Raw genomic sequence first — 21,434 nt, 5'->3', positions numbered from 1 at the left:
AAGTGTTCAGCACGCCAACAGCTCCAATAGTCGGCCACTGGTGAAGGAGCCAGACTGCAAATTGACACCTTTCGGCCGATCCGCATACCATGGGGAGCCATGTCAATTCCTCAGGTTGCCGCGAGAACTCTGGCGGCGCTGATTGTCCTTGGAATCCCTATCCTCCTTCCGGGCCTCTCCCATGCGGCGGCCTATTTCGAGGATGGCTTTCTTGGACTCACCCAAGCCGAATTGCATACCAAGCTCGGCATGCCGCAGGCGGTGCGGGACCGAAAATCCGCGCTGCGTGTCTTCACCTATTACCCGATCGCCGATTGGTCTAACTATTTCAGCAAGCTGGTCTCCCCCGAAAACGGTGAAGATGTGTACACCTACAAGCGTGAGGGCATCGATATCCGCTATTCCTTCAGCTACATCGTCGATCCGAATGATCACGAAGAAAACCGACCGTTGATCGTACGGCTGGTGGACATCGAATTATCCCCGGCTGTGCCGATCAGCAGGCTCCCGGCCATCATCTCGGAGTTGCGCCCTTCAGCCGATGCAACCAGCCCTGCCTTTCGATCCAACATTTGGTTGCTGTTGTTCAAAGGCCAGCCCTCCCCGGAAGCGCGTTTCATCGTGAGAGAACACGGCAAGGATCAGCTCGATTGGACCCTGTGCTTCCAATTATTCTCATTGCAAGGTCTCCCCGACCGGCTCACAACCGATGCCCTGATCGATCGTGTGGAAATCAGTGCGCAAAGCCTTGCCTTGGTGACGCGGCGCCAGCGGCACACCCATGAGCCCATGACCAATCCCTATTCTGATCAATTCAACCAGCGACTAGCTCCAGATAAACCGCGAGCCAGGCCTGTTCCCGTTCCAAAATATTCGGAGTGATCGACAGAATTCTGCGGGAAGTGATGGGACTTACTGCGGAACTTGTTGTAGGCGATCCTGTTGAGCTTGTCCAGATGCCGCGGCTTTCTTCTTCATGGTATCCATCGGACCTCCGTCGCTCGTATACATGAGCACGGGGGTGCCGATCGCAATGACGATCAGCAGACCCATGGCCAGCAACCGGATCATGGGACTGTTTTTGCTCAAATACATGATAATCAACAGGACCATCGCCGCAATACCGGCATAAGTCAGAATGGGCGACTGAGTCCAACTGGGATGCTTCATATCGACCGAAGGCAGCTGAAACCCGAAACCGTTGACCTGTTCTTTGACCGTATCCCGTACCGTATCCACCACCGAGGGCGACTTTTTCACCGGATCGGGACGCTCGTGCGTCTTGACCTTGGCGCGGTACTTTTCAGGAATCGTCTCCGGTGAGTCGGTAAAGACCGGGTTCCCTTGATCGTCGATGTAGGAATACACGGTGGCAGCGTGCACCCCGACGACGCCCCAATGCCAGACGGCGAAGGCAGCGACCAACCAGATCGAAATGACACTCCGGTATTCTCGATACGGCATAGCTGCAAGTATATCGTTTCGCCCGGCATTTGGAATTGATTACTGAAAACAGCCCATTCCTTGACTCCGTCACACGCCGTTGTTAGCATGCGCCGCTTCCGCGTGACATCATGACCACCGACCTTCAGCCGGCTTTGCCCGAATCACAACCCGAAGAACCGTCGTTTATTCGCCGCCGCCCGGTGAGGATCATCATCTATGCCGGTCTCACACTCTTTGTCCTCATGGCGGTGATATGGCCGCTGATCGTTCAGCTTGGCGACCCTGACTTTCAGAAACACATCGAACAACACCGTGTCATGGTGGGCATGAGCAAGGAGCAGGTGCTGCAGTCCTGGGGTGGGCCACAGACGATCAATACCACCTTCACCAAAGACGGAATACGGCAAGAGGAATGGATCTTCGAGGATTGGGAAAGCGCGGCGGTCGTCCGTCACCGCTATCTCTATTTCGAAGAGGGGATCCTGATCGGCGGATGGTACGAAGGATCCGGCGAACGCCGCTCTCGCGACTTCCCAACCGAGAAACCCCACCCCAAAATCCAGCCATAACCGCGTCAGCCGACAACGTATCTCGTGAAACGTCGTTCGCATCTCGCAATCAAGAATCTACCTCCTGCTTGCGATCCACGCTTCACGAACGACGAGTGTGGTTTCTTCGCCCGCCGTTAGGCTGTCGTCTCGCGAATGGAGAGTCGGAGCCGGCTCAACAACACTTCGGCACGAACCCGATCGACCGCATCGACCAAGATGCGGCTCACAAAGAACGGCATCCCCGGATACAAGCTGCTGACATGTTCACCATGGACGACGTATGCGATGCGGTTGCCGTCGAGCAAGCTTTTGATCATCGCGAGTTCGCCGATGTCCTGCGCGTTGATGAGATGGATCATCCGCCGCATACGCCGCTTACCGCTCGCTCATGTATGCTTGAAACCCTTCCATTGATTGCACTTTGCCGCCCATCTCTTTAGACTCAAAAGGATGTCACGGCGTTTCCGTGATTCGGGCACGCCGTTCCTGGCCTGGGCCTCCCGAAATGGTGAGCACGCGTTTCCATTCACGGACTTGGTAGATCGCCCATGCGTTCGGCTGGCCCTTGAAGAAGGCGGTAGGATCTTCACCGCTGGCATTGAGGAAGATGGGTTCGGTAAACCCCTCTTCCAACACATAGTCGAGTAACGAATCGGTCGTAAAACCGGTCCCACGAAGGGCGACGTCGGCCAACACATTCAGGATTTCGTCGGGATTCTGTATCGTGATCGGGTTCATCGGCTGTTCCCTTCGACCCAAATTGTAACGACGCACGACCCAAGAAGGCAAGGTATCGTGTCCACTCGTATGAAGAAATCTGTGTTCCTTGAAGCGCTTCTCGATATCATGGACACGAAACATCACTGGGCCTGGGAACATTTTTCTTCGGGTGGGCTCACCAAATCCCAGCTCAAGACTCACTTCCAGCACGAGTACGCTGTCTATGTTCGAGACTTTCCTGTCTACTTGGCGCGGATCCTGGGAAAGAACCCGCCCTTTCCGGTCCGCCACATGTTGGCCGAAAACATCTACGAGGAAGAGACCGGAGGTCTCTCCTTGGGGAAATCCCATCCTGAACTGTTTCTGACGATGATGGAAGGATTGGGTTTCAGCCGTAAGGATTTCGAACGCGATCATCTCCTGCCAGCGGCCCGAATCTATCGAGCCTGGCTGGAGAGAATGTCCAACCACCGCCATTGGGTGTTTGCCGCTGCAACTTTGACGGTGTTCGTCGAAGGGAGTGTGAAGGATCGCCAAGAACTTCGTGCCCCTTCGAAGAAAAAAAGCGCCGAAGACATCGAATCTATCGTCGGCATTCACCCCCTCGTCCGCTATCATGGGGTTCCGTCCAACCGCATGGACCTGGTTCGAGCCCACCAACTGGTCGAAGCAGGACATCGATATGATGCGTATGACATGGTCGTAAACTACACGCCGGCGGCGCTTCGACCATCGGTCCTGACGTGCGTCAAACGAAGCTTGTCGTTGTGGCTGACCTATCGCGATGCCGTCGCCAAGGCCTGCCGTCTCACAAAGCCCCAATGAGAGGGTTTCTTGTCCCCTTGTGCGCGCTGTTGATCGCCGTCGGCCATCAACCGCCCGCTGACGCCGCAGACATTTCGAGCGCCATGGTCTTGATTCCTCCCGGAGAATTTATAATGGGAACGCCCGAGGGAAGCGACGGCTTTCCTGACGAGCATCCCGAACGCCGTGTCCTCCTCGGTGGATACCTCCTCGACCGCTATGAAGTGACCAATGAAGCCTATGCCGCATTCGTTCGAGGGACCGGTCATCGCGCTCCAGCGAATTCGAGCCAAGCCGCGACGCTCTGGGCGAATGATCGGCCTCTACCCGGCATCGAGGACCATCCCGTCGTCAACGTGAGTTGGGAAGATGCCGACGCCTATTGTCGCTGGGCCGGGAAACGCCTGCCCACTGAAGCCGAATGGGAAAAAGCCGCACGCGGAACCGATGGCCGGCGATATCCCTGGGGAAACGACTGGGACTTTACAAGAGCCAACAGCGCCAGCTATTGGGCACAACGAACGATCGAGTTCAACAGTGGAGCGGATTGGGACGCCTTCTGGATCAGGGGCGACGGAGCTCGTCTGGCCAAAGAAAAAGGCATACTGGGGGAAGTCTTGACGACGCCGGTGGACGGCTTTCCCCAATCGGTCAGCCCTTACGGTGTATTCGGCATGGCCGGCAACGCAGCGGAATGGGTGCAGGACTGGTATGATCCGAACTATTACCGGAATGCACCTCTGAGCGATCCTCAGGGTCCAAGCCGAGGGGCGATCAAAGCCATGCGCGGCGGGTCATGGCTGAAACCCGCAGCAAGCCTTCGAACAAGTGACCGCGATTGGGGAACGATGGACAGCCGTCCCAGTGGGACCGGGTTTCGCTGTGCAAACGACGCGCATTAGCCGGCCTATTCTCGCCTAGGCACAGCCCGAGGTTATCTTCGCAAATATCGGGGCACGTGTGAATTCCTCAAAACAACCTCCACGTGTTCAATCCTCACCATGGGCATGATCATGCCCACGCCTTCCTCGTCGTGCGAGAAGTCGTAGATGATCGACTCGGAAGGACTCAGTGCACCGGCCATTACGACGATCACGTGCACTTTTTCATGCCTGGCAAGACGCCGGCTGATGAGATCAGCGAGTGTGTTGTCCGGTTTGACCCGCAGATTACTCGGTAGCTCCTCAGGCTTGAATCGAACCATCCCCCAACTTGTTGCAGTGAACTCAGGGCCGACGGCCACCGAATACCCCTTGGTCTCAGGATCGAATTGCGACAATTCTCCGGTCCACACGAACGCCACCTGCCGGTTCAGAGCCGGATTCCCTTCGCGAGCTGCATCCCGCTCACGGTTCAGGTTGAAGAGCCGCTCGTCATGGCCTGGATCATGGTGGCCGGAGCCGTACACCGCAGCCCAATCTGGAGGCGCCCCGTCCAACGCCGTCAGAAATGCCTCAATGGCGCTCCGTTCGATCAAGAGATGAGTACCCGAGGGCAGGAGAGAATCGAGCTGCGTCAAGGCGGTCGTTTTCAGGGGATGAAGCACCACCGCATCTTCCGATCGTACTTCAGCGGGCACGAGGAGCAGATCGGACAAGCACAGGAGCGAAAGCACCGGGGCGAGAAGCCTACTCAACAGGAGCGCGAGCAAGCAGTTCATCGTAAGAGGCCCTCAGGGCCATGACGCCCGCGTGATCGTCGGTGAGCACCCCGGTCTCGACAAGGACCCCAAGTCGAGGGGCGGGATTCAGCCGCCGAAGGCCGGATTGAGTCAGGCCATCCGTGGTCAGCGCCTTACCATAGATGCCGAGCCACGATTCCGTCACAGCGCGCAATCCCGCATCCGCCGATTTCATGCGGCCCAAGCGCACTTGTTGCAGCAGCTTGATCAGAGGATCGGATTGCAAAATAGTCGAGATCGCCTGTTGCAGCGCCTGTTCACCCGCTATGCTCATAGCTCAATTCATCGAACAGGCGCCGGGTCCTCGGGGATCACCGCAACTGCCGCAGGCGCCTGACCCGCCTGATGAAGCCCAGCCGGCCGTGGCGCCCACTCCAAAGGAGGAAAACTGCTTGTCGAGCTCGGTGGCCTTGCACTTGGGGCAGACCGCCGCCGCCGATCCATGGGTCAGCAACTCAAAACGATGATTGCATTCACGGCACACATATTCGAAGATAGGCATAGGTCACGACTCCTTAGTGTGAGCCCGTATTATAAAATCACACCGGCTGAATGGCAACGACAGGAACTCTATGTATCAAGAAGAAAAATCTTTCGTCCTTCGCTTCTCACTCGAAGCTTCGTTTCCTGACGATTATGGGGGCGACGAAGATGCGCACATCTGGGTGCGCGAGTGGGAAGCTCGTATCAAACCGCAACTGATCAAGACCGTCTTTGAATCGCTCCGTCAGCAGGGAGGGTGGGCTTCTCACATCCGCAACCGCGGGGTGTCCCCGGCAGATGAGATCGAGGTTGTCTTGACGAGGGATTTTTCCAAGCCTCTTCCATTGTCATTCGAACGATGACAACCCCGGTGGATATCGGTTTGTATGTTCATGTCCCCTTCTGTCGCCGTCGGTGTCATTTCTGCGCCTTCTACCTTGAAATCGCTCGATCCGATCGTATGACCCGATTTCGTTCCGCCCTCGTCCAAGAGATGGCGCTCTATCGCCGGCAAGAGTTTCTGAACGGTCGATCCCTGCACAGTATCTACTTCGGCGGCGGGACGCCGACGTCCCTTCCCGCTGATCACCTGGCCGCGCTTCTGAATCTGATTCGGGACACATGGCCGACCAGTCCCATGGCGGAAATCACAGTGGAAGCTCATCCATCTACCGTCACTGTCGAAGATCTTTCGGTCTTGACCGATGCCGGATTCAATCGGATCAGTCTCGGGGCGGAATCGATGAACGACCAGGATTTTGCGCCCATTGGACGATTTGGACGGGTTCAGGACACGGCAACTGCCGTTCAGGCCGCGCGCCGCGCCGGGTTTACAAACGTCAACCTCGATCTGATGTACGGGCTACCGGGTCAGTCGTTGACGGATTGGACGAATACGTTGGAATCGCTCCTGACGCTTGAACCGTCGCATATCTCCTGTTACTCGCTTACGGTTGAAGACGGTACACGGCTCGCTCATCACGTGGCGCGAAATCTCATCGTGCCCGCCGATGATGCGCTTCAAACCGACATGGAGTCCGCGGCAGAAGGCGTCCTCACTGAGGCAGGATTTTCGCGCTATGAGATTTCCAACTACGCCAAGCCGGGATTCGCCTGCCGGCACAATGTGCTTTACTGGACCGGTGGTGACTATCTGGGACTCGGCCCAAGCGCTCAGTCCTATCTCGATGGAACCAGATTTGGGAATGTCGCGGATCTCGACGCCTATGCGGACATGTTGAGCACCCAGTGTCCGCCGGTTACGGATCGCACTCCACTTTCAACCTCCGAGCGCCAGAGAGACGCCCTGGTATTCGGGTTGCGCCTCCTTCGCGGCGTTCCACGACGGACAATCCAACATGCGGAGCGAAACCTTCAGATCAACGAACTTGTGGAGTCCGGACTGCTCGACTTGGATCGCGATCGAATTTGGCTCACTCCCTTGGGACGACGATATGCCGATACCGTGGCGGAGAAACTCTACTGAGTGAAAGCCAGACGCATCATGAGTCCGGCAAGGTTATTCCAATTGTCCCCGCATACATGAACGGGCGCTTCCCGGATTGACAAGACGCTCGCAACCGGAGGACACTAACGGAGGTTTCGGAGAGCACCTCATGCCGGTAAACATGGATCCGACGAAGAAACGTCGCCGCTCTCATCCGGCTACCTTACCGGTTCCTGCGGATACGTCCACGAGCACGGCATCGAACCTACCGGCCCAAACTTTTGGCGCAGAAACCGCCGAGGATCGAGAGAAAGAATTGGCCGACGCCGAATTGAAAAACCTATGGGACGCGACCGAAGTGATCGATATGGACAAGGTGTAGAAATCCGGTTTACTGATTCGCGATCGAGCGGTTAAAGAGAAACCCTTTCCATCGGATCTGCTAGAATTCCTGTTCGATGCCGACACCCTCCACACCACAGACGATTCCGGGAACCACTGAAGATGTGCAAATCGGCTCGGACGTCGGATTCGAGTCGCGGGTGGTCGTGTACAACTGCGATTGTCACACCTACCAACAAGTCATCGAGCTCTTTTGCCGGTTCATTCCCGGTATGACTTCCACCAAAGCTTTTGAATTGGCTTGGCGTATCGATCACGACGGAGAAGCGATCGTCTTCGCGGGGTCGACGGAACAGGCGGACGATATTGCGGCAAAACTCGCAGGGGGTGGGTTACGGGTGGCTGTGCAGTAGTCCGACCTTCCTTCACTTACGCTTGGATTTGCCTTTAGCGGCTTTGACCGGCTTGCTATGGGCTGGTTTCGCTGGAACCGTCTTCGCGTTCTTCACCGGCGCCGAGACGGTCGATTTCGATTTTTTCTCCGCAGTCTTGGACTTGCTCCCATGTGAGTTCTTCACGGGAGCCATGTACATGGACGTTTTGTTGACCTTGGCCAGCTGATCTCCGCTGAGCACACGCACTTGATAGAGCTCGAACAGTTTGCTGATAGCTTTTGTGTCGCCTCGCCTTGCCGCATTCAACAATTTACGGCGTTGGTTCATCTCCTCTTCTTCGGTATGCGAAGCAGCTCGTCGTTCCATGCCCACCCTTTCTCAAAGACTCACGGCTGATCGGGGCAACAAGATCTCAACATCCCGACCTAAAAATTGTCGAAGTATATCAGAACTATAAAGTTTTTTGAATATCGAATGTGTGGCCTCCTCGCGATGCGTCCTGACGCTTTTTTGAAAAGGAGATACCGCCGGGTCAGTGGATTTCACTATTGAGCAATACCGCGGGCCTCGGTATAAGTATAGCAATCTTGTACATTCTCTAAGAGGAGCCATCATGGAACACACGCAAGAAGCATCGACCATACCCGATGACCCGCAGGCTCGTTCGGTCCTGCGCCGAGCATTCGAATCGACCGCCCGGTGGCCGAAGGATTTTCAGGGATTCACGGCGGATCTCACGGTGAATGTGAACGGGAAAGAAACCAGCGGCTCGGTGCTTGTCAAAAGTCCCCGCGAGGTCTCCGTTCAGTTGACCGACGGTGAGACACAAAAGTGGGCGCAGGAGCAGCTGGGCATGATCGCCGTCCATCGTGGGCCGCGGAGCTTCGAAGAATCCGACGGGAAGTATTCGCTGACGATGGAGGAAGACGGCCATCCATTCGGCGCCAAGCTGAACATCCATGGCTCCAATTCCTTTTACCGCGTCAAAGACAATCGCATCACGCAGATCAATCGAAAAATGGCCCATCCGGGCATGAATCCGTTTGCGTTTACGATCAATGTGGAAGAAAGCGCGGTCACGCAGGATCAGAAGCATCTCACCACCAGGTACACGGTGTATTACTATTCACCAACCGACGGCAAATTGACCAATGTCGAAAGCTTCACCGACAGCCATGTCCGCGTCGGCGCGTGCGACCTGCCGGCGGCGAGACGGATTATCTCTTACGACCAGGGGCAGGTCGTGGTCAAACACCTTGCGTTCAAGAACCACAAGTTGCTCTGATCATGGACCTGCGGAAAAACTTCCCCCGCAGCATGCGATTCAGGCTGGCGGGTTATGCCCATCTCGCGCGCATGATCGACAAATGTCGCGCCGTGCTGGCCGGCACGGAAGGCGAATACATCTATCCCTGCCCGATGGACGAACGGCTGATGAGTTTCGCGGGAATCACCAGCGGGCAATTCACGGACGCTGTCCAGGCCAATCCTGCCGATGAAGGAGTCGTGGGATGGTTTGAACGGCAGGCACGGCCGCGGACGGCTGCCGAGTTGGAAGAATGGAATCAGAAGCTGCTGGCCCGCGGGCCGAGTTCCCCTGCGAGCGCGGCACGGTTCAAAGAATACCTTGCCGCCATCGATCCATCACGGACCGACATCACTGCGTGGTCGGATTTGCAAGACTTGGAAGAAGGACGGGTCGTTCCTAGACAGAAGCCGCTAGATCAATCTGCCGCTCGGTAGCGTTTTCTTACATTGACGAGAGAACCGTCATCCCCCTAATTCCAAAACCGCCACCACGGCTTGCGGGACGGCGCATCCTCAACGGATAAGGCCGGTATCTCGGCGGGGAGCTGCTGCATGTCCTGGCTCCGAACTGGTAGCCCATCCTGAGTAAGCGGGATCAATGCCACCACCCGTTGTTTGAACTGCTCGACCAACTCCGGCTCGAAGTTGAACTGTTCACCCAACTGCCGGCGAGCGGCGAACTCTACCAGTATGTCGGATGGGACCCACTGGTCGGACACCATCAACGACTTGGCTAACTCCTCCTCACCGTGTGGCTGAAAGTTGCAGTGAGGGCAGGACGTCCACGCGCCAGCCTTCATCCGTCCGCATTCAAGACAAACCGCCACACTCATCGACCTGTCCTCAACCCTGCAGGAGCGCGAGCAAACCCTCATATATTATTGCTAGCAAGTTCGATGCTACGGCCTCAGATGTTTCACAGCGAGCATCCTCAAATAAACTCGATGGGGATGGACTGAGTGCGCCCCTTATAGAGGTTTCAATTGAATCCGATTCGATTCACTCTTGAATCGAAAAAGATACAGAAGAGGTGGTGCTTCTGAGCCAGGAGTCAGCACATCGGTTTCGGTAGATGAGCGCCGCGCACTCATTCTTGCCGCTCGATCACTCGATCTTTTCCCAGAAACGGCGCCGATTTGGGATGTTCGGAAACACAAGCTGCCCCTCGTGGATCGTAAACGGCTGAGCGATGTGTTCTTGTCCCTCTAACAGCAGTTCAAGAATTTTCCCTTCGCTTCTCCACACACCAGGCGTCATCGGCGAGCGGCTGGAAGCCGTCACGATCCAGTTCTCCAACGTCCCGTCGGCATGTAAGACCAAATGTTCATCCTTTGGCTGTTCGAACACGATGGTCGTCTTGCGCCAATGCCCCACGAGAATGCGCGCGTTCTCAGACAGTGGGATGCTCGACTGCGCGGTTTCAGGCACAGCCGGTGCTTGGACCATCAGAACCGGTGCTCTTTCCGCAATCGGTTCAACCTCTGCTGCTCGCGAAGAGACAGCGGCTCCCGTTATCATCAAAGCCGCCACGAACGACATGATGCATAACCGTTTGGTGTTTTGCGTCATGACAGAACCTCCTGAGCGACATCAGTAAGTGAGTGTCACATACTTGCCAAGGCACGTCGGGTGCTCTGCCTGCGCTACCATGAAGTGCGCGACATCGGATCGGGCAATGGCCCCGACCCGCATCCCTTCGACCAGTTCATCCAGTACGCGATAACGGCCCGTCATTGCGCCGTTGGTCAACCGGCCCGGCCGCACAATTTCCCAGCGTGGATAGGCCTCGGCAATCAGCCGCTCCTGCTCGCTCTTGTCCGCATAGACTGCCTTGAGCAACAGCGTGAACAGGATCCTCATCGGGAGAGCGTTGTAGCCCCAGCTATCGCCCGCACCGAACCCGGTGAGCACGAGAAGCGTTGCTGAGGAACCGGTCTCCTGCAATACCTGAAGTAAGAGACGCGCCGAGTCGGAGAACATCGTTGTGGGGAAAGGACTCTTTGTGCCGAGTGTCACGTGGATAACCTCGGCTCCCGCCACTGCGGCCCTGACGTTATTGAGATTCGTCGCACTGCCCTGCACTCTTCTTAGATTGGGGTGATCCGGGAGTGGAACGACCCGCCGCGACAAGGTGCTCGCTTCATGACCCTTCTGAAGGGCGAGACGCGTGACCTCAAGCCCGATACCGGCCGAGGCACCGACAATGGCGATCTTCATGTGCCTATTCCCTTAGCTCTTGATCTCCACGAAGGAAGGACAGCTGGGCACATTCTACGTTTTCGAGAGAGGCAGGTCTATGGCGAGTTGGGGAGACTGACGTTGCCCAGCAAACGGCGGAAATTTCCGGTGGAGTGCTCCACGACCACGCGAGGTCAAACCCGAGTGAGCGCTGGTAGAACTCCAGCAAGAGTTGATGAGACAGGCCGGTGAGTATTATCGACTGCTGAACATGCGAGCTAATGTCTCCCCGAGGCAAGGCATCCTGTCTCCTAGAGCCGCATGTTGAGCCAGGAGTTGGACAACAGACTCAGACTCCAAGCGCTGAGATGCCCTTTCGCCGGAGGATGGCATCTATGTCAGTAGGGCCGACATTATGCTCACGTAAGAGTGCTACAGAAGCGCCGGTACCGTTCTTGGCAATGTCGGCGAATATGTCGGTTGGGGTGATCTTGTGGCCTGCGGGTACCAACTTATTCAACCTGCGGATGGACGAAGCCACACAACCTGAGAGCCAGGGTCGCTCCGCGAGAATGTATGGCTCATCGGTAACCGGACCTGCAGTCGGCTTCGGAAGCGCTGTTTCCGGGATTTCAAGAACAACCTGCTGAAGCGGCGCGTCTTGTACTCGTAGCAGCGCCGAGAACAGATCGCGCGTCTGAATGCCAGGGTCACCAGCGAGTCGGTTTTCATTGTAGGCGATGTTGATCGCCCGTTGAGTACCAGCATCGAGCTTGGGCCATAGATCGTGAAGAGCCATGATTGAATCCTCACTTGGGGTGGCGCGTGAACGCCGTGTACCCTCCCTAGCTTCGACCAGCTTGGGAAGTCTCTGGCATAGGTGCTTTCGGATCGTACCTTCAAAAACCGCGTGTTCACCGTATGTCCAGGTCAGGGCTTTGCCATCAAGCTCTTTCCGGAACAACAGGACTTTCTTGAACTGCTCTAGCTCCTCCAGAGAGTTAGAATAGAAGGGTTCTTGGCAGAAGTAGAACATCAAGGGCATGGATGGCTCCTTCTGCCAACGCGCGCAAGCTATGCGGTACTCCTCCTCTGTACCTGACTCTGCTATGCCGGTTGGCGTACCGAATCGGCGCCACATTACACCCACGAAGATATCAAAATCAGGGATCTGATCATTGATGACTTGCTGTGGACGGCCCGCATCAGGAACCGCGTTGCTCTCCCATTTGACGACCTCAAGAGTGCACCCAATTAGAGGGCATGTGGTGACATTAATTTCTTCAACAGCCCGTACAAGAGCAGACCTTTCCAACGGCACGTCACCTGGCGAGGCAATGAACACGCGAAACCGATGAGACATAGTCCCCTCCGGCGGCTTAACAGTGTTTCGCTGGGTCCGCGAAAGTTTCGAATACATTATGCACATTCTCAGCAAGTTCATTGGCTTCGTCAAGCGCGCCCGAGGTCACCGTCGTTTCATATCGATTTCATGTGCGCCCTGAACCAGCAACGGCCTGCTTCTGGACTTGATGAGAACGGCGAGAATTGTTGAAGCAGCACTACTTACCGCGAAAATGCAAGACGGAACAAAGACTCCCGACCCCTTTGGTTCTTCGCTTCCCTTTGTTTCTTCGCAACTAACTTTTTGGTCTGTTCAAATCTAACACTCCAGGTACCAGATTAGTTTCAACGATGAAGTCGGGTGTGCCCGAGATGTCGATCTCGGTGGCGAGCGCTCGATTCTTTGAACAACGCCATGCCATGTAGAGTTAGCCATGTCCCTCCCTGGCCAGCACAGGTGGAGTTAGACGCTGGTGTGGATTTGGATTTACTTCCTTACATCCCTTGTTCACTGGCCTTAGATTCGATCAAACGTCATCACCTTGCGGTCGATGCGGTATTTAATCCTCGCCTGACAACCGGCAATCACGGTGGTCTGGCCCGATGGCCCTGATGCCTTCTCGTTCAAAACAAAGTCAAACACCTGCTTTTTCGGTCCCGGCACCAACGGTGTTGATGAGCGACGTAATGGGTTGAAGCCGAAATTAGGGAGAGGATCACGTTCAAAAAATTGCATGCTGGGCTCAACGAGGGTTGATTCTGTGCTGATGCCCCTGTGGCCCCACGAGAACTGCCTGATCACCCTTTCCCCGTGTTTGGCGACGCCAAACTGGACCTCTCTTCTCCGTCCGTCAGGCGAGTCCCAGCGCAAGGTGATGTCATTTTTCCCATGGATATCACACCCGGCAAGCATCGCGAACCTCAACCGACTGAGCGAGACATCGTAGAGCGGGATGATCGTGAAATCTTTGCCGGAGGAGAAGGATTGCCCATTGGGAACCAATTCGCGCACAGTGATATCGAGATGCATGGATCGAGGCTTACCGTCCCCTTCGGCCTCGTGATACAGAAGGGTCAGACCGGTGGCGGGATTATAGGTTTTCGTCTGACGCTGGGTTTGGGCAGGAGAGATATATGCGACGCTGATCTCGACGGGGACCGTCACCGGGAGGTTCGGGGCGATGCGGAGGTTCACGGAGACGCTCTTCGACGTCACCTGGATCGCGTTTCGGACAGTGGTGAGACTCGCGGTCGGCGCGATCGCTTGTACGGTTGCGTTGGACACGACAAGGCCGGGTAAGACCCCTCGTTCAGCGCCGTCTCCCGTCGATCTTGTCTTGTGATGCATTGCTGGCGCGGTAGTCAGCATCGGTTTTTGCGCGCATGCCGCCGGGAGGCCACACAAAAGTGTGACGCAGAATAACAATGCTACGCGAGCCAGCCTCTCACGCCAACACCGCACGAGGTCAATCAAAAAGTATCTCCCGCGAATCTATCTATTCCTCAAGGTACTCCCGTATCTTCATGCACTCCAAAGGTCTCTCCTAATTCTGCTGAATCTTCCGGCCTTTCAGCACAAGATCACCCGACGCTTTCAGCGAAATCTTCTTCCCCTCGATGACGATGTCCCCGCTCTTTTTCATGTGTATCTTGGCGCTCCCGGTCTGGATGGTGATTTCATCGCCGGCATCGAGCACCAGTTTCTTGCCGGCTTTAACGGCGGCATCCTTTCCTGCGCTTTCGCTGATATTCTCGCCGGCGCTGGCCGCTATACTTTTTCCGGCATTGATCACCACGTCCTTGCCCGCCTTGAGGGAAATATTCTTTCCCGCATTCTCGGAAATGTCACCGCCGGCATCGACGGATTTGCTCGTTCCAATATGTTCACTGCTCCCGCGGCCGACCGTGACCGACTTCGCTGCTCCGGTCTCTTCGGTTCTGGCGGCACCGACCGTTTCCTTCATCGCCCCGCCGACACTCACGTGATAGGCCGCGCCGATGGTCAAGACCTGTGAACGCCCGGTGGTATGAGCCGAATCCGCGCTGACCGTGATCGTTTCATTCCCGCTGACAGTTTCGCTGTGGTTGCCGCCTACCGTCAGCGTCTTATGATTGCCGACCTTGAGCGTTGCGTCGTGTCCGACCGACCGGCTCTCGTCCTGTTCGACTTCGATCGTCAAGGTCTTTTCCGCATGCAGATAGATTTCTTCGTTCCCGATCTTATCCTCGAAGCGCAGTTCGTTGAAGTTGGCCGGACCGCCGCCTTTACTCGACCGACTCTTGATACCGCTCTGGGTTTGTTGCGCCGGCAAGGCATAGGGCGGCATCTGCTCCGCGTTATAGACACGGCCGGTGATGATCGGATGGTCAGGATCGCCTTCGAGGAATTCGACGATCACTTCTTGCCCAATGCGTGGAATGAACATCGCGCCCCATTGTTTGCCGGCCCAGAGCTGAGAAACACGCACCCAGCAGGAACTGGCCTCGTTCTTGTTTCCCTCCCGATCCCAGAAGAACTGCACCTTGACGCGACCGTACTGATCGACATGGATTTCTTCTCCGACCGGTCCTACGACGACAGCCGTCTGAGGCCCCTGCACAATCGGTCTTGGGGTCAGCCGTTCCGGCCGATAGGGAACGCTGCGCGGGATCGCCGTGAAGGTATTCGTATAGGTTAGGTGCTCTTGCCCACCACTACCCCTGCCGCCAGCTTCACCGATCGAAGCCGTATGGTGGACCTGCGTGAGCACATAGGCCTGGTTCATGTCTTTGCGGAAGTATTCCTTGAAATCGAACGCATAGCCGGCTGCAAAGGTCCGGCAGGCGCCGGTGCCCCGTAAAGTGAGAGACTGCGCTTCTTCCTCCTCAATCCTGGTCTTGGCGAGTCTATCTCCTTGCACCTTCTTTTCGTATTCGCCAGGGTAATCGTACATCTCGTATGCGTCGTCGCCGCCGACCGTCGCCATCAGGCTGGTGCTCGGCATTTCAAAATTGTAGTCCGTCAGCGTGTATTTGCCCGCACGAAACTCTCGTGCGATTTGGAGGCGGTGAATTACATCTGCTTCGTTCGGTGCGCTGCCTTCCGGCTTCCATCGCGCCGACGCCGTTTCGGGGCAAGGTTTGTGCGAGGAAGACTGGTCGGCAAGCACCAGCGTGTGCTTCCTTTCTTCGTGTTCGAAGAAGTAAAACATTCCATGTTGTTCCATGAGACGCGAAACGAAACTGAAGTCGGTCTCTCGATACTGCACGCAATAGTCGACAGGCTCCCAAATACCCTGTAACTCGCTCCTGACATCCTTGAAGCCGGCATTGTCGAAGATCTTCAAGAGGATGTCGGGAATGGTCATATTCTGAAAGGTGCGGCAATCGGCCGTTCGCGTGAGAAACCAGAACCACGGCACCATGGTCGCTCGATAGGTGGCTAACTCGCGCTCCTCGCCGGTCTGCATAAACCGACTCATGAAGCCGTTGAAGTATCGTTTCTTGTCCATCCCCAGGCTGAGCCGGACCGAGATCCGTTTTCCGACGATGTCTTCGAACTTGATGTCGCGATTCGTTGAGAGCAGATCGAGCTCAAAGGCAAAGAGCCGTGAGATCGACTCCTGCCCGGTGAATCCTCTGAGGAAGAGGATATCCTTCCCCAGCGGCGTGTCGATGGCGATAGGGCTATTTTCCTGCGTGTTAGGCACTGTCAGTCGTCCCTTTTGCGCTTCTGCCGTTCATCCAACCAGGGTCTTGTTGGTCTCGGCAAGAGGCGGCACACGCCCATGGGGCGCACATTCTCGGCCGGTTTACAGCAGCCGTCAAGCGCCGCTGAGGTGATCGCCCGTCCACATTGCTCTCATTTGGCCGGCCTTGATTTCTGCTTCGTCATTTTCCCTGTCCTGCCCGGGCGATCAACTCCTTCAATCCGTTCAAATCCAGTGCTCCAGGCACCAGTTCAGTCCCCACGATGAACCCCGGAGTGCCCGAGATGCCGAGATCGTTAGCGAGCGCCCGGTTCTTCTCGATGACAGCCTGCCACTTCGGATCGGCCATGTCCGTCTCCAGACGTTTGGCGTCGAGGCCAACGCGAACGGCAATCTTCAAGATCGCTTCCCTGGTCATATCGGCATGAGACGCCAGCAACGCTTCATGGAATGCCTGGTGCTTGCCCTGCGCCTGAGACGCGAGCGCGGCCTTGGCCGCAAGCTCCGACGGCTCGCCCAAAATAGGGAAGTCCTTATAGACCACCCGCACACGGCGATCTTCCTTCTGAAGTTCCGTAACAGCCGAAGCCGCCTTCTTACAGTAGCCGCAGCGGTAGTCGTAAAACTCCACCACGGTGATCTCGCCCTTCGGATTGCCGCTGACCGGTGAGGTCGGATCGTGGAGCAGCTCTTTTTGTTTCGCGGCGACAGCCGTTTTTTGACGCTCTTGCAGTTCAGCCTGTCGTTTGGCTTCCATGGCCTGCAGCGATTGGACGATCACTTCCGGGTGGGTGCGAATGTAGCGTTCAATCGCCGCATCGGTGAGGTCTTGAGAGGGAGTTGAAGCAGTCTTACTGTCATGGGCCGTGGTTGCACAGCCGGAAAAGAATAGAGATAGGATTGCAAAGGCGCTCAGCGTCGACTGGAACCGCCTCCAGATACAGGTACTGTTCATTGCTGAATCTCCACTATGGTTAGAAAACTGAGAACCGGCAGTATGGATACTGCATAGATGAGTCGCACCAAATCCGTGGGTCAGTTTCGCCTCTCCGCTATCTCCACCCCTCCCCGCTCGTGCCGCCGCCAAAGCCGCCCCAATTCCCACCGAATCCACCTTGACCCGTTCCCCAATATTCACCATTTTGAATGCGCCTGTAGGGGTGCCGCAGATCCGGCCGGCTGATCCACCAGAAAAATGAAATGATCGCAACGGTGGTGCCGAGCGTAATCCAAACCCCAAGTCCCCGAAACCGGGTCCGTGTCGGGGCATCGAACCTCACCTCTTGTGCAGGTGTGGCCAGTGCAACGGCTGATCGGTACAGACCCTCACCGAAATGCCCGCGCTCGATCGCAGGTTGAAGATAGATTCGACTGACTTCACTTCTGACGGCGGGTGTAATAACCGGAAACATTTTTCGCCCTAAGGCCATCGCCGCTTGCCGTTCCTGTACGGCGACCAGCACCATTACCCCATGTTCCTGCTGCGTGGAGCCGATTTGCCATTTTTCATACAGCGCGTCCGCGTATTCCTTGGCCGATGGATACGGTTTAATCGTGGGCACCGTCACGATGACCATTTCGACGCCGCTTTTCTTTTCAAGATCTATGCAGACGGACCTGATGCGTTCCTTCCACTCTGCCTCCACCACCTGCGCATGATCGCTGACATATCCGATGGGACTGGGAAGAGGCACACGCTCTTTGGGCCGATCGTACAATGACGCGTGAGCGGCAGCGACCCACAGCACGACGATAAAACTCATCACCGTCACTCTGGTAAGTCGCCGGCCGGATCGAAGCATCATCGCTTGATGCGCTCTTCTGCGGAGTGTACGAGTCGAGTCAGAGTTTCAAGGTATCGGTCCATGAGTCTTGGGATCTCCTTCTGGCCTGGGGAAATGTGCCCACGCTTGAGCGATAGCGCGTCATGAAGCCCAGCAAGATCAATCTCCAGATAGGACTCGACGTCCTTCAGGAGGGGCTCTCCGTGGGCGATAACCGGACGCCCCAGCAATCGTTGTAGACCCCGCAGTGCGGGGAGGAGCGCCGTAACGGACAGCGGCAAGAGAATGATAATGGCTTCTTCTGAACTTTGCCCTTCGACGAGGCGCTGGCGGAGACGGAGGAGATTTCCCCGTAACGCCTGGATGACTTCGGCAGCCAAATACCGAGGGTCGATCTTGAGGCCGACGAAGGGATCTTGCCCCCAGAGCAGCCGATGGCATTCGAGAATGTCTTGATATTCGAGGGGGAAGGCAGATGAGCCGGATTGGAGGTCGTCTGCCGTCAGAAACAACGGAACAACCACTTGCTCTTTGCTCCAGCGTTTGTGAATGGCGCTATATTTTTTTAAGACAGCAAGATCGTCAGACGACATCACCAACAGTACATTGAGGTTGGAACGCCCCGGCAGGAATTCTCCTCGTACCGCGCTACCATATAAGATGATCCCTTCTACTTCATTTCCATACGTTTTCGTGACATCCTTTATGTATGACTTTAATAGTTTATGAGTCTCATCAGGCAAGCCGTCTATCGTCCAGTCTATCGGGGACATGATCCTACTGCATGCCTCCCGCCGCCGTGTGACGAGCTGATGGATCCGGCAGGAATCCAGCCGCCATGATCCGATCGAGCGGACTAAATGGAGGGGTCTTGCGAAGTCCCGCCGTGGTGGACAAGACACGATAGCGCAGGCGCGCGTTGCGATCGAGCGTGCGAAAGACCCGATCGCGGAGAAATGCGATGGCCGGATTCGCCGTGTTCCAAAATAACACTTGTTCGTCGGCCAACTTCTGCAGCATCGTGACGTGAGGCCGACGTGCCTGTTCGTAGGCCTTCAACGTCCCGGCGGAATACTCGTTCTTCGCCAGACACGCAGGCAAGAGGTCTGCCAGTGTCATCGCATCCACCATCGCCTGCATGCGCCCTTGCGAGGCATGCGGATTCATGGCATGCGCTGCATCCCCGATCAGCACCGCCCCGTCGGCCACCCATGTCGGAGTGCGGACGCGCCCGGTCGGCATGAAGGCGGTTTGCTTCCAGTCGGCTAATGTCCGAAATATTGCCTCGCTGGACGGATCGATCGCGATCCAGGCCTCTTGGAGGGCTGGAATGCCTGCCTCTTTCACACGGTCGTATGACCCTGCTTTGATCATATAGAACGCATAGACTTTGTTCCCCGCAGCGGGAAACATGCCGAGGATCGTCCGCTTGCCGACGAAATACTTGGCTTCATTCAGAGGAACCGCGGCTTCCAACATGGCAATCAGGTACCCTTGCGGGTAGAGATGGAGATCGGCTGGAATCTGCAAGGCTTCGCGAACTTTTGAGAACGCCCCATCGGCGCCGACGACCACCTTCGCTTTCACGGTCACGTGGTCGTCCCCCTGCTTGGCCGTCAGCCCGACCACCCGGCCATTCTCACGAAGCAACCCCATGAAGGTCGTGCGGTACCGTAGCGAGACGGAGGATTCGCTCTCGATCGCGTTCAGAATGGCATGATGCGCCACGTTAGGCAAGGTCACTACGGCCCGATTATAGGGTGGAGGAAGATCCCCATAGTCCACGGTGCACAGCCGCTCGCCGCCGACACGGCAGAAATGAAACTTGTGCACGATACGCGTGGACTCCACCGGCAAGCGGCCCAGCAACCCCAAGCGATCGAGAACTTGCTGGCCGTTCGGTTGCAGGATTTCCCCTCGCAAGCCCTGTGGAGGTCCAGGTGCTTGCTCGAAAACAATCGTTTTGATTCCCTTCTGGGCTAGTGCGAGCGCAAGCACTGCCCCACCCCCGCCTGCTCCAACTACCGCAATGTCCGTTTCCTCAACCATTGTTCCTCATATCTATACCCACTCGACGATGCATCCGAACGGCGATCAAGGTTGCGCCTTCTTTCCAAAGTCTCAGGACTGTGACTCTCTCGCTATTTCCACTCGGTAAATCGCTCCTGGTCCTTCCAGAGCGAGAGAAACTTTTCACGGGCCTTGACGGTAATCGCATGGTCTCGAATAATATCCACCCGCTCATCATTGTAACGGTTGCCACTGGTGGTCTGATTCATGGATCCGTTGGTATTGACCTCGTCATCGACGACGACCTGTTTCAAATGCATAAGACCGTCATGCCGATTGATCTTGATCGGAATGCCGGCTTCCCGCAACGTTGAAAGAGCCGTCTGCTGCTTCGTATCCTGAAGCCGATCGCGATCCGAGAGGATACGCACATCAATACCGCGTTTTTTGGCTTCGACCAGCGCCTTCACCGAGAGAGGCGATGTCAAACCGTACGCGGCAACGAAGATGTACCGCTTGGCATGATCATAAATCCTCACGACACGTTCGAGCGGTTTATCCTCGGGGGAATACCAGACGTCCACCGACGCAGCTGAGACGTCGCAACGCGACCCCGTCAGGACCATTGCTGCGCACGAAAGCACGAGACCGACACAGAACCGATTGCCGAACCGGGACTGCGCGGGCCGGGTCATTCCAGCTCGAAGAGATCGCGGAAGTGGTCTTCCGAGGATTCCCAGGCCTGTGGCGCTTGAACCTGGAGCCATTGTCGGAGAAATTGTTTTTGCTCCTGCGTGAGCAGCTGCTTGATCTGATGAGACCGTCCTTGAAGAGGCTGAAGGAGACTCACCTGCTTCCCGACATCCAGCATCGCTGTCCGGACATACAGATTCGTGAAAGCAGCCGGCTTATCCTCAGTCCCCTCGCCTTGAACCCAGACGGAAAGAAACTTATCCAGGACGAGGCCGGCGCTATCCAGAGCCGGTTCTGTGTCATGGAACAGTTCATTCTCGGACTCAGGTAAAGGAGTAGATTCTGCAGCGCGAAAGAGGAAGTTCTTTTTCCACATTGCCAGCGGCATAGTGGCGACGAGGCGGATCAAAGTCAAGTCACTCCCGCTCGCGCCACAATCGGATCTGGTTTTAATGAATCCAATCGAACGCTCTTGTCTCTCATGAACAAAGGGGGCAGCCTTGACAAGCGGATCACGCCTTTGTTACTTTGAAAATTCTTCAATCTATAAGCCAACTTG

At 56.2% G+C, this 21,434-nt stretch carries 29 protein-coding genes; 10 read left to right on the top strand and 19 right to left on the bottom strand.

Annotation, left to right across the window (positions count from 1 at the left end; translation table 11 throughout):
• Positions 1 to 99 precede the first annotated feature (99 nt).
• Positions 100 to 882, top strand: coding sequence for a hypothetical protein (locus H8K04_06950; GenBank protein ID UVT17275.1), 783 nt, complete (start codon positions 100 to 102; stop codon positions 880 to 882).
• Positions 883 to 912: 30 nt separating this feature from the next.
• Here H8K04_06950 and H8K04_06945 read toward each other — a convergent pair whose 3' ends face one another.
• Positions 913 to 1,464, bottom strand: coding sequence for a DUF4124 domain-containing protein (locus tag H8K04_06945; GenBank protein ID UVT17274.1), 552 nt, complete (start codon positions 1,462 to 1,464; stop codon positions 913 to 915).
• A 110-nt stretch (positions 1,465 to 1,574) separates the two neighbouring features.
• On the opposite strand from H8K04_06945, the gene H8K04_06940 reads away from it, so the two are divergent.
• Positions 1,575 to 2,015 (top strand): hypothetical protein, encoded by a 441-nt coding sequence (locus tag H8K04_06940; GenBank protein ID UVT17273.1) that lies wholly within the window; start codon positions 1,575 to 1,577, stop codon positions 2,013 to 2,015.
• 116 nt (positions 2,016 to 2,131) lie between these two features.
• Here the strand turns inward: H8K04_06940 and H8K04_06935 are convergent, their stop codons facing one another.
• Positions 2,132 to 2,365: a DUF2007 domain-containing protein gene (locus tag H8K04_06935; protein ID UVT17272.1), complete on the bottom strand. Its 234-nt coding sequence runs from the start codon at positions 2,363 to 2,365 to the stop codon at positions 2,132 to 2,134.
• Between the two features lie 85 nt (positions 2,366 to 2,450).
• On the bottom strand, positions 2,451 to 2,735 hold the full coding sequence (locus H8K04_06930) for a hypothetical protein (protein UVT17271.1): 285 nt from the start codon (positions 2,733 to 2,735) through the stop codon (positions 2,451 to 2,453).
• A gap of 69 nt (positions 2,736 to 2,804) precedes the next feature.
• On the opposite strand from H8K04_06930, the gene H8K04_06925 reads away from it, so the two are divergent.
• A complete protein-coding gene (locus H8K04_06925; GenBank protein ID UVT17893.1) occupies positions 2,805 to 3,542 on the top strand; it encodes an iron-containing redox enzyme family protein in 738 nt (245 codons plus the stop codon).
• Entirely contained in the window at positions 3,539 to 4,423 is an 885-nt protein-coding gene (locus H8K04_06920; protein UVT17270.1) for an SUMF1/EgtB/PvdO family nonheme iron enzyme, read from the top strand. Before H8K04_06925 ends, H8K04_06920 begins: the two co-directional genes overlap by 4 nt.
• Positions 4,424 to 4,455: 32 nt before the next feature.
• On the opposite strand, the gene H8K04_06915 is transcribed toward H8K04_06920, so the two are convergent.
• Genes H8K04_06915 through H8K04_06905 form a run of 3 tightly spaced genes read right to left on the bottom strand, consistent with a single transcriptional unit; the run spans position 4,456 to position 5,704 of the window.
• Positions 4,456 to 5,181 carry a hypothetical protein gene (locus H8K04_06915; protein UVT17269.1) on the bottom strand — a complete coding sequence of 242 codons (726 nt, stop codon included), beginning with the start codon at positions 5,179 to 5,181 and terminating at the stop codon, positions 4,456 to 4,458.
• On the bottom strand, positions 5,150 to 5,476 hold the full coding sequence (locus H8K04_06910) for a hypothetical protein (GenBank protein ID UVT17268.1): 327 nt from the start codon (positions 5,474 to 5,476) through the stop codon (positions 5,150 to 5,152). Before H8K04_06910 ends, H8K04_06915 begins: the two co-directional genes overlap by 32 nt.
• Positions 5,477 to 5,479: 3 nt before the next feature.
• A complete protein-coding gene (locus H8K04_06905; GenBank protein ID UVT17267.1) occupies positions 5,480 to 5,704 on the bottom strand; it encodes a zinc ribbon domain-containing protein in 225 nt (74 codons plus the stop codon).
• A 70-nt stretch (positions 5,705 to 5,774) separates the two neighbouring features.
• Here H8K04_06905 and H8K04_06900 point away from each other — a divergent pair, with 70 nt between their 5' ends.
• The 4 genes from H8K04_06900 (at position 5,775) to H8K04_06885 (ending at position 7,887) form a co-directional block, all read left to right on the top strand.
• Positions 5,775 to 6,047 carry a hypothetical protein gene (locus H8K04_06900; GenBank protein UVT17266.1) on the top strand — a complete coding sequence of 91 codons (273 nt, stop codon included), beginning with the start codon at positions 5,775 to 5,777 and terminating at the stop codon, positions 6,045 to 6,047.
• Between the two features lie 8 nt (positions 6,048 to 6,055).
• Positions 6,056 to 7,171, top strand: coding sequence for a radical SAM family heme chaperone HemW (hemW, locus tag H8K04_06895; GenBank protein ID UVT17265.1), 1,116 nt, complete (start codon positions 6,056 to 6,058; stop codon positions 7,169 to 7,171).
• A 130-nt stretch (positions 7,172 to 7,301) separates the two neighbouring features.
• Positions 7,302 to 7,514 carry a hypothetical protein gene (locus H8K04_06890; GenBank protein UVT17264.1) on the top strand — a complete coding sequence of 71 codons (213 nt, stop codon included), beginning with the start codon at positions 7,302 to 7,304 and terminating at the stop codon, positions 7,512 to 7,514.
• 76 nt (positions 7,515 to 7,590) lie between these two features.
• Positions 7,591 to 7,887, top strand: coding sequence for an ATP-dependent Clp protease adaptor ClpS (locus H8K04_06885; GenBank protein UVT17263.1), 297 nt, complete (start codon positions 7,591 to 7,593; stop codon positions 7,885 to 7,887).
• A gap of 12 nt (positions 7,888 to 7,899) precedes the next feature.
• On the opposite strand, the gene H8K04_06880 is transcribed toward H8K04_06885, so the two are convergent.
• Complete coding sequence (locus H8K04_06880) at positions 7,900 to 8,235, bottom strand: hypothetical protein (protein UVT17262.1); 336 nt, start codon at positions 8,233 to 8,235, stop codon at positions 7,900 to 7,902.
• A 247-nt stretch (positions 8,236 to 8,482) separates the two neighbouring features.
• Between H8K04_06880 and H8K04_06875 the strand changes: the two genes are divergently transcribed.
• Both H8K04_06875 and H8K04_06870 read left to right on the top strand, forming a co-directional pair.
• Positions 8,483 to 9,154 carry a DUF3386 family protein gene (locus H8K04_06875; protein UVT17261.1) on the top strand — a complete coding sequence of 224 codons (672 nt, stop codon included), beginning with the start codon at positions 8,483 to 8,485 and terminating at the stop codon, positions 9,152 to 9,154.
• A gap of 2 nt (positions 9,155 to 9,156) precedes the next feature.
• A complete protein-coding gene (locus H8K04_06870; GenBank protein ID UVT17260.1) occupies positions 9,157 to 9,612 on the top strand; it encodes a DUF5069 domain-containing protein in 456 nt (151 codons plus the stop codon).
• A gap of 35 nt (positions 9,613 to 9,647) precedes the next feature.
• Here H8K04_06870 and H8K04_06865 read toward each other — a convergent pair whose 3' ends face one another.
• The 12 genes from H8K04_06865 to H8K04_06810 all read right to left on the bottom strand — a co-directional run bounded on the left by H8K04_06865 (position 9,648) and on the right by H8K04_06810 (position 21,251).
• The gene (locus tag H8K04_06865) at positions 9,648 to 10,010 is read right to left on the bottom strand and encodes a hypothetical protein (GenBank protein ID UVT17259.1); all 363 of its coding nucleotides are present in this window, start codon (positions 10,008 to 10,010) and stop codon (positions 9,648 to 9,650) included.
• Between the two features lie 271 nt (positions 10,011 to 10,281).
• Positions 10,282 to 10,746 (bottom strand): hypothetical protein, encoded by a 465-nt coding sequence (locus tag H8K04_06860; GenBank protein UVT17258.1) that lies wholly within the window; start codon positions 10,744 to 10,746, stop codon positions 10,282 to 10,284.
• Between the two features lie 21 nt (positions 10,747 to 10,767).
• Positions 10,768 to 11,394 (bottom strand): NAD(P)H-binding protein, encoded by a 627-nt coding sequence (locus H8K04_06855; protein UVT17257.1) that lies wholly within the window; start codon positions 11,392 to 11,394, stop codon positions 10,768 to 10,770.
• 310 nt (positions 11,395 to 11,704) lie between these two features.
• A complete protein-coding gene (locus H8K04_06850) occupies positions 11,705 to 12,718 on the bottom strand; it encodes a DUF4062 domain-containing protein (protein UVT17256.1) in 1,014 nt (337 codons plus the stop codon).
• Positions 12,719 to 13,216: 498 nt separating this feature from the next.
• Positions 13,217 to 14,068, bottom strand: coding sequence for a hypothetical protein (locus tag H8K04_06845; GenBank protein ID UVT17255.1), 852 nt, complete (start codon positions 14,066 to 14,068; stop codon positions 13,217 to 13,219).
• A 175-nt stretch (positions 14,069 to 14,243) separates the two neighbouring features.
• The gene (gene tssI / locus H8K04_06840; GenBank protein UVT17254.1) at positions 14,244 to 16,388 is read right to left on the bottom strand and encodes a type VI secretion system tip protein VgrG; all 2,145 of its coding nucleotides are present in this window, start codon (positions 16,386 to 16,388) and stop codon (positions 14,244 to 14,246) included.
• Between the two features lie 181 nt (positions 16,389 to 16,569).
• The gene (locus tag H8K04_06835) at positions 16,570 to 17,343 is read right to left on the bottom strand and encodes a DsbA family protein (GenBank protein ID UVT17253.1); all 774 of its coding nucleotides are present in this window, start codon (positions 17,341 to 17,343) and stop codon (positions 16,570 to 16,572) included.
• A gap of 97 nt (positions 17,344 to 17,440) precedes the next feature.
• Positions 17,441 to 18,193 carry a TPM domain-containing protein gene (locus tag H8K04_06830; GenBank protein ID UVT17252.1) on the bottom strand — a complete coding sequence of 251 codons (753 nt, stop codon included), beginning with the start codon at positions 18,191 to 18,193 and terminating at the stop codon, positions 17,441 to 17,443.
• Entirely contained in the window at positions 18,190 to 18,945 is a 756-nt protein-coding gene (locus tag H8K04_06825; GenBank protein ID UVT17251.1) for a hypothetical protein, read from the bottom strand. The genes H8K04_06830 and H8K04_06825 overlap by 4 nt, the downstream gene beginning before the upstream one ends.
• 4 nt (positions 18,946 to 18,949) lie before the next feature.
• Positions 18,950 to 20,221 (bottom strand): FAD-dependent monooxygenase, encoded by a 1,272-nt coding sequence (locus H8K04_06820; protein ID UVT17250.1) that lies wholly within the window; start codon positions 20,219 to 20,221, stop codon positions 18,950 to 18,952.
• Positions 20,222 to 20,313: 92 nt separating this feature from the next.
• Entirely contained in the window at positions 20,314 to 20,877 is a 564-nt protein-coding gene (locus H8K04_06815) for a phospholipase D family protein (protein UVT17249.1), read from the bottom strand.
• Complete coding sequence (locus tag H8K04_06810) at positions 20,874 to 21,251, bottom strand: hypothetical protein (GenBank protein ID UVT17892.1); 378 nt, start codon at positions 21,249 to 21,251, stop codon at positions 20,874 to 20,876. The genes H8K04_06815 and H8K04_06810 overlap by 4 nt, the downstream gene beginning before the upstream one ends.
• Positions 21,252 to 21,434: the final 183 nt, after the last annotated feature.

Source organism: Nitrospira sp. (genome assembly GCA_024760525.1).
Classification (GTDB): Bacteria; Nitrospirota; Nitrospiria; order Nitrospirales; family Nitrospiraceae; genus Nitrospira_D.
Note: the sequence above shows the minus strand (reverse complement) of the source record. Positions and strands in the feature narration are given on the sequence as shown.

Bases quoted from the DNA above. Each gene is read 5' to 3' on its own strand.
- H8K04_06950 (UVT17275.1), top strand. From the start codon at position 100: ATGTCAATTCCTCAGGTTGCCGCGAGAACTCTGGCGGCGCTGATTGTC.
- H8K04_06945 (UVT17274.1), bottom strand. From the start codon at position 1,464: ATGCCGTATCGAGAATACCGGAGTGTCATTTCGATCTGGTTGGTCGCT.
- H8K04_06940 (UVT17273.1), top strand. From the start codon at position 1,575: ATGACCACCGACCTTCAGCCGGCTTTGCCCGAATCACAACCCGAAGAA.
- H8K04_06935 (UVT17272.1), bottom strand. From the start codon at position 2,365: ATGCGGCGGATGATCCATCTCATCAACGCGCAGGACATCGGCGAACTC.
- H8K04_06930 (UVT17271.1), bottom strand. From the start codon at position 2,735: ATGAACCCGATCACGATACAGAATCCCGACGAAATCCTGAATGTGTTG.
- H8K04_06925 (UVT17893.1), top strand. From the start codon at position 2,805: ATGAAGAAATCTGTGTTCCTTGAAGCGCTTCTCGATATCATGGACACG.
- H8K04_06920 (UVT17270.1), top strand. From the start codon at position 3,539: ATGAGAGGGTTTCTTGTCCCCTTGTGCGCGCTGTTGATCGCCGTCGGC.
- H8K04_06915 (UVT17269.1), bottom strand. From the start codon at position 5,181: ATGAACTGCTTGCTCGCGCTCCTGTTGAGTAGGCTTCTCGCCCCGGTG.
- H8K04_06910 (UVT17268.1), bottom strand. From the start codon at position 5,476: ATGAGCATAGCGGGTGAACAGGCGCTGCAACAGGCGATCTCGACTATT.
- H8K04_06905 (UVT17267.1), bottom strand. From the start codon at position 5,704: ATGCCTATCTTCGAATATGTGTGCCGTGAATGCAATCATCGTTTTGAG.
- H8K04_06900 (UVT17266.1), top strand. From the start codon at position 5,775: ATGTATCAAGAAGAAAAATCTTTCGTCCTTCGCTTCTCACTCGAAGCT.
- H8K04_06890 (UVT17264.1), top strand. From the start codon at position 7,302: ATGCCGGTAAACATGGATCCGACGAAGAAACGTCGCCGCTCTCATCCG.
- H8K04_06885 (UVT17263.1), top strand. From the start codon at position 7,591: ATGCCGACACCCTCCACACCACAGACGATTCCGGGAACCACTGAAGAT.
- H8K04_06880 (UVT17262.1), bottom strand. From the start codon at position 8,235: ATGGAACGACGAGCTGCTTCGCATACCGAAGAAGAGGAGATGAACCAA.
- H8K04_06875 (UVT17261.1), top strand. From the start codon at position 8,483: ATGGAACACACGCAAGAAGCATCGACCATACCCGATGACCCGCAGGCT.
- H8K04_06870 (UVT17260.1), top strand. From the start codon at position 9,157: ATGGACCTGCGGAAAAACTTCCCCCGCAGCATGCGATTCAGGCTGGCG.
- H8K04_06865 (UVT17259.1), bottom strand. From the start codon at position 10,010: ATGAGTGTGGCGGTTTGTCTTGAATGCGGACGGATGAAGGCTGGCGCG.
- H8K04_06860 (UVT17258.1), bottom strand. From the start codon at position 10,746: ATGACGCAAAACACCAAACGGTTATGCATCATGTCGTTCGTGGCGGCT.
- H8K04_06855 (UVT17257.1), bottom strand. From the start codon at position 11,394: ATGAAGATCGCCATTGTCGGTGCCTCGGCCGGTATCGGGCTTGAGGTC.
- H8K04_06850 (UVT17256.1), bottom strand. From the start codon at position 12,718: ATGTCTCATCGGTTTCGCGTGTTCATTGCCTCGCCAGGTGACGTGCCG.
- H8K04_06845 (UVT17255.1), bottom strand. From the start codon at position 14,068: ATGCTGACTACCGCGCCAGCAATGCATCACAAGACAAGATCGACGGGA.
- H8K04_06835 (UVT17253.1), bottom strand. From the start codon at position 17,343: ATGAACAGTACCTGTATCTGGAGGCGGTTCCAGTCGACGCTGAGCGCC.
- H8K04_06830 (UVT17252.1), bottom strand. From the start codon at position 18,193: ATGATGCTTCGATCCGGCCGGCGACTTACCAGAGTGACGGTGATGAGT.
- H8K04_06825 (UVT17251.1), bottom strand. From the start codon at position 18,945: ATGTCCCCGATAGACTGGACGATAGACGGCTTGCCTGATGAGACTCAT.
- H8K04_06820 (UVT17250.1), bottom strand. From the start codon at position 20,221: ATGGTTGAGGAAACGGACATTGCGGTAGTTGGAGCAGGCGGGGGTGGG.
- H8K04_06815 (UVT17249.1), bottom strand. From the start codon at position 20,877: ATGACCCGGCCCGCGCAGTCCCGGTTCGGCAATCGGTTCTGTGTCGGT.
- H8K04_06810 (UVT17892.1), bottom strand. From the start codon at position 21,251: ATGTGGAAAAAGAACTTCCTCTTTCGCGCTGCAGAATCTACTCCTTTA.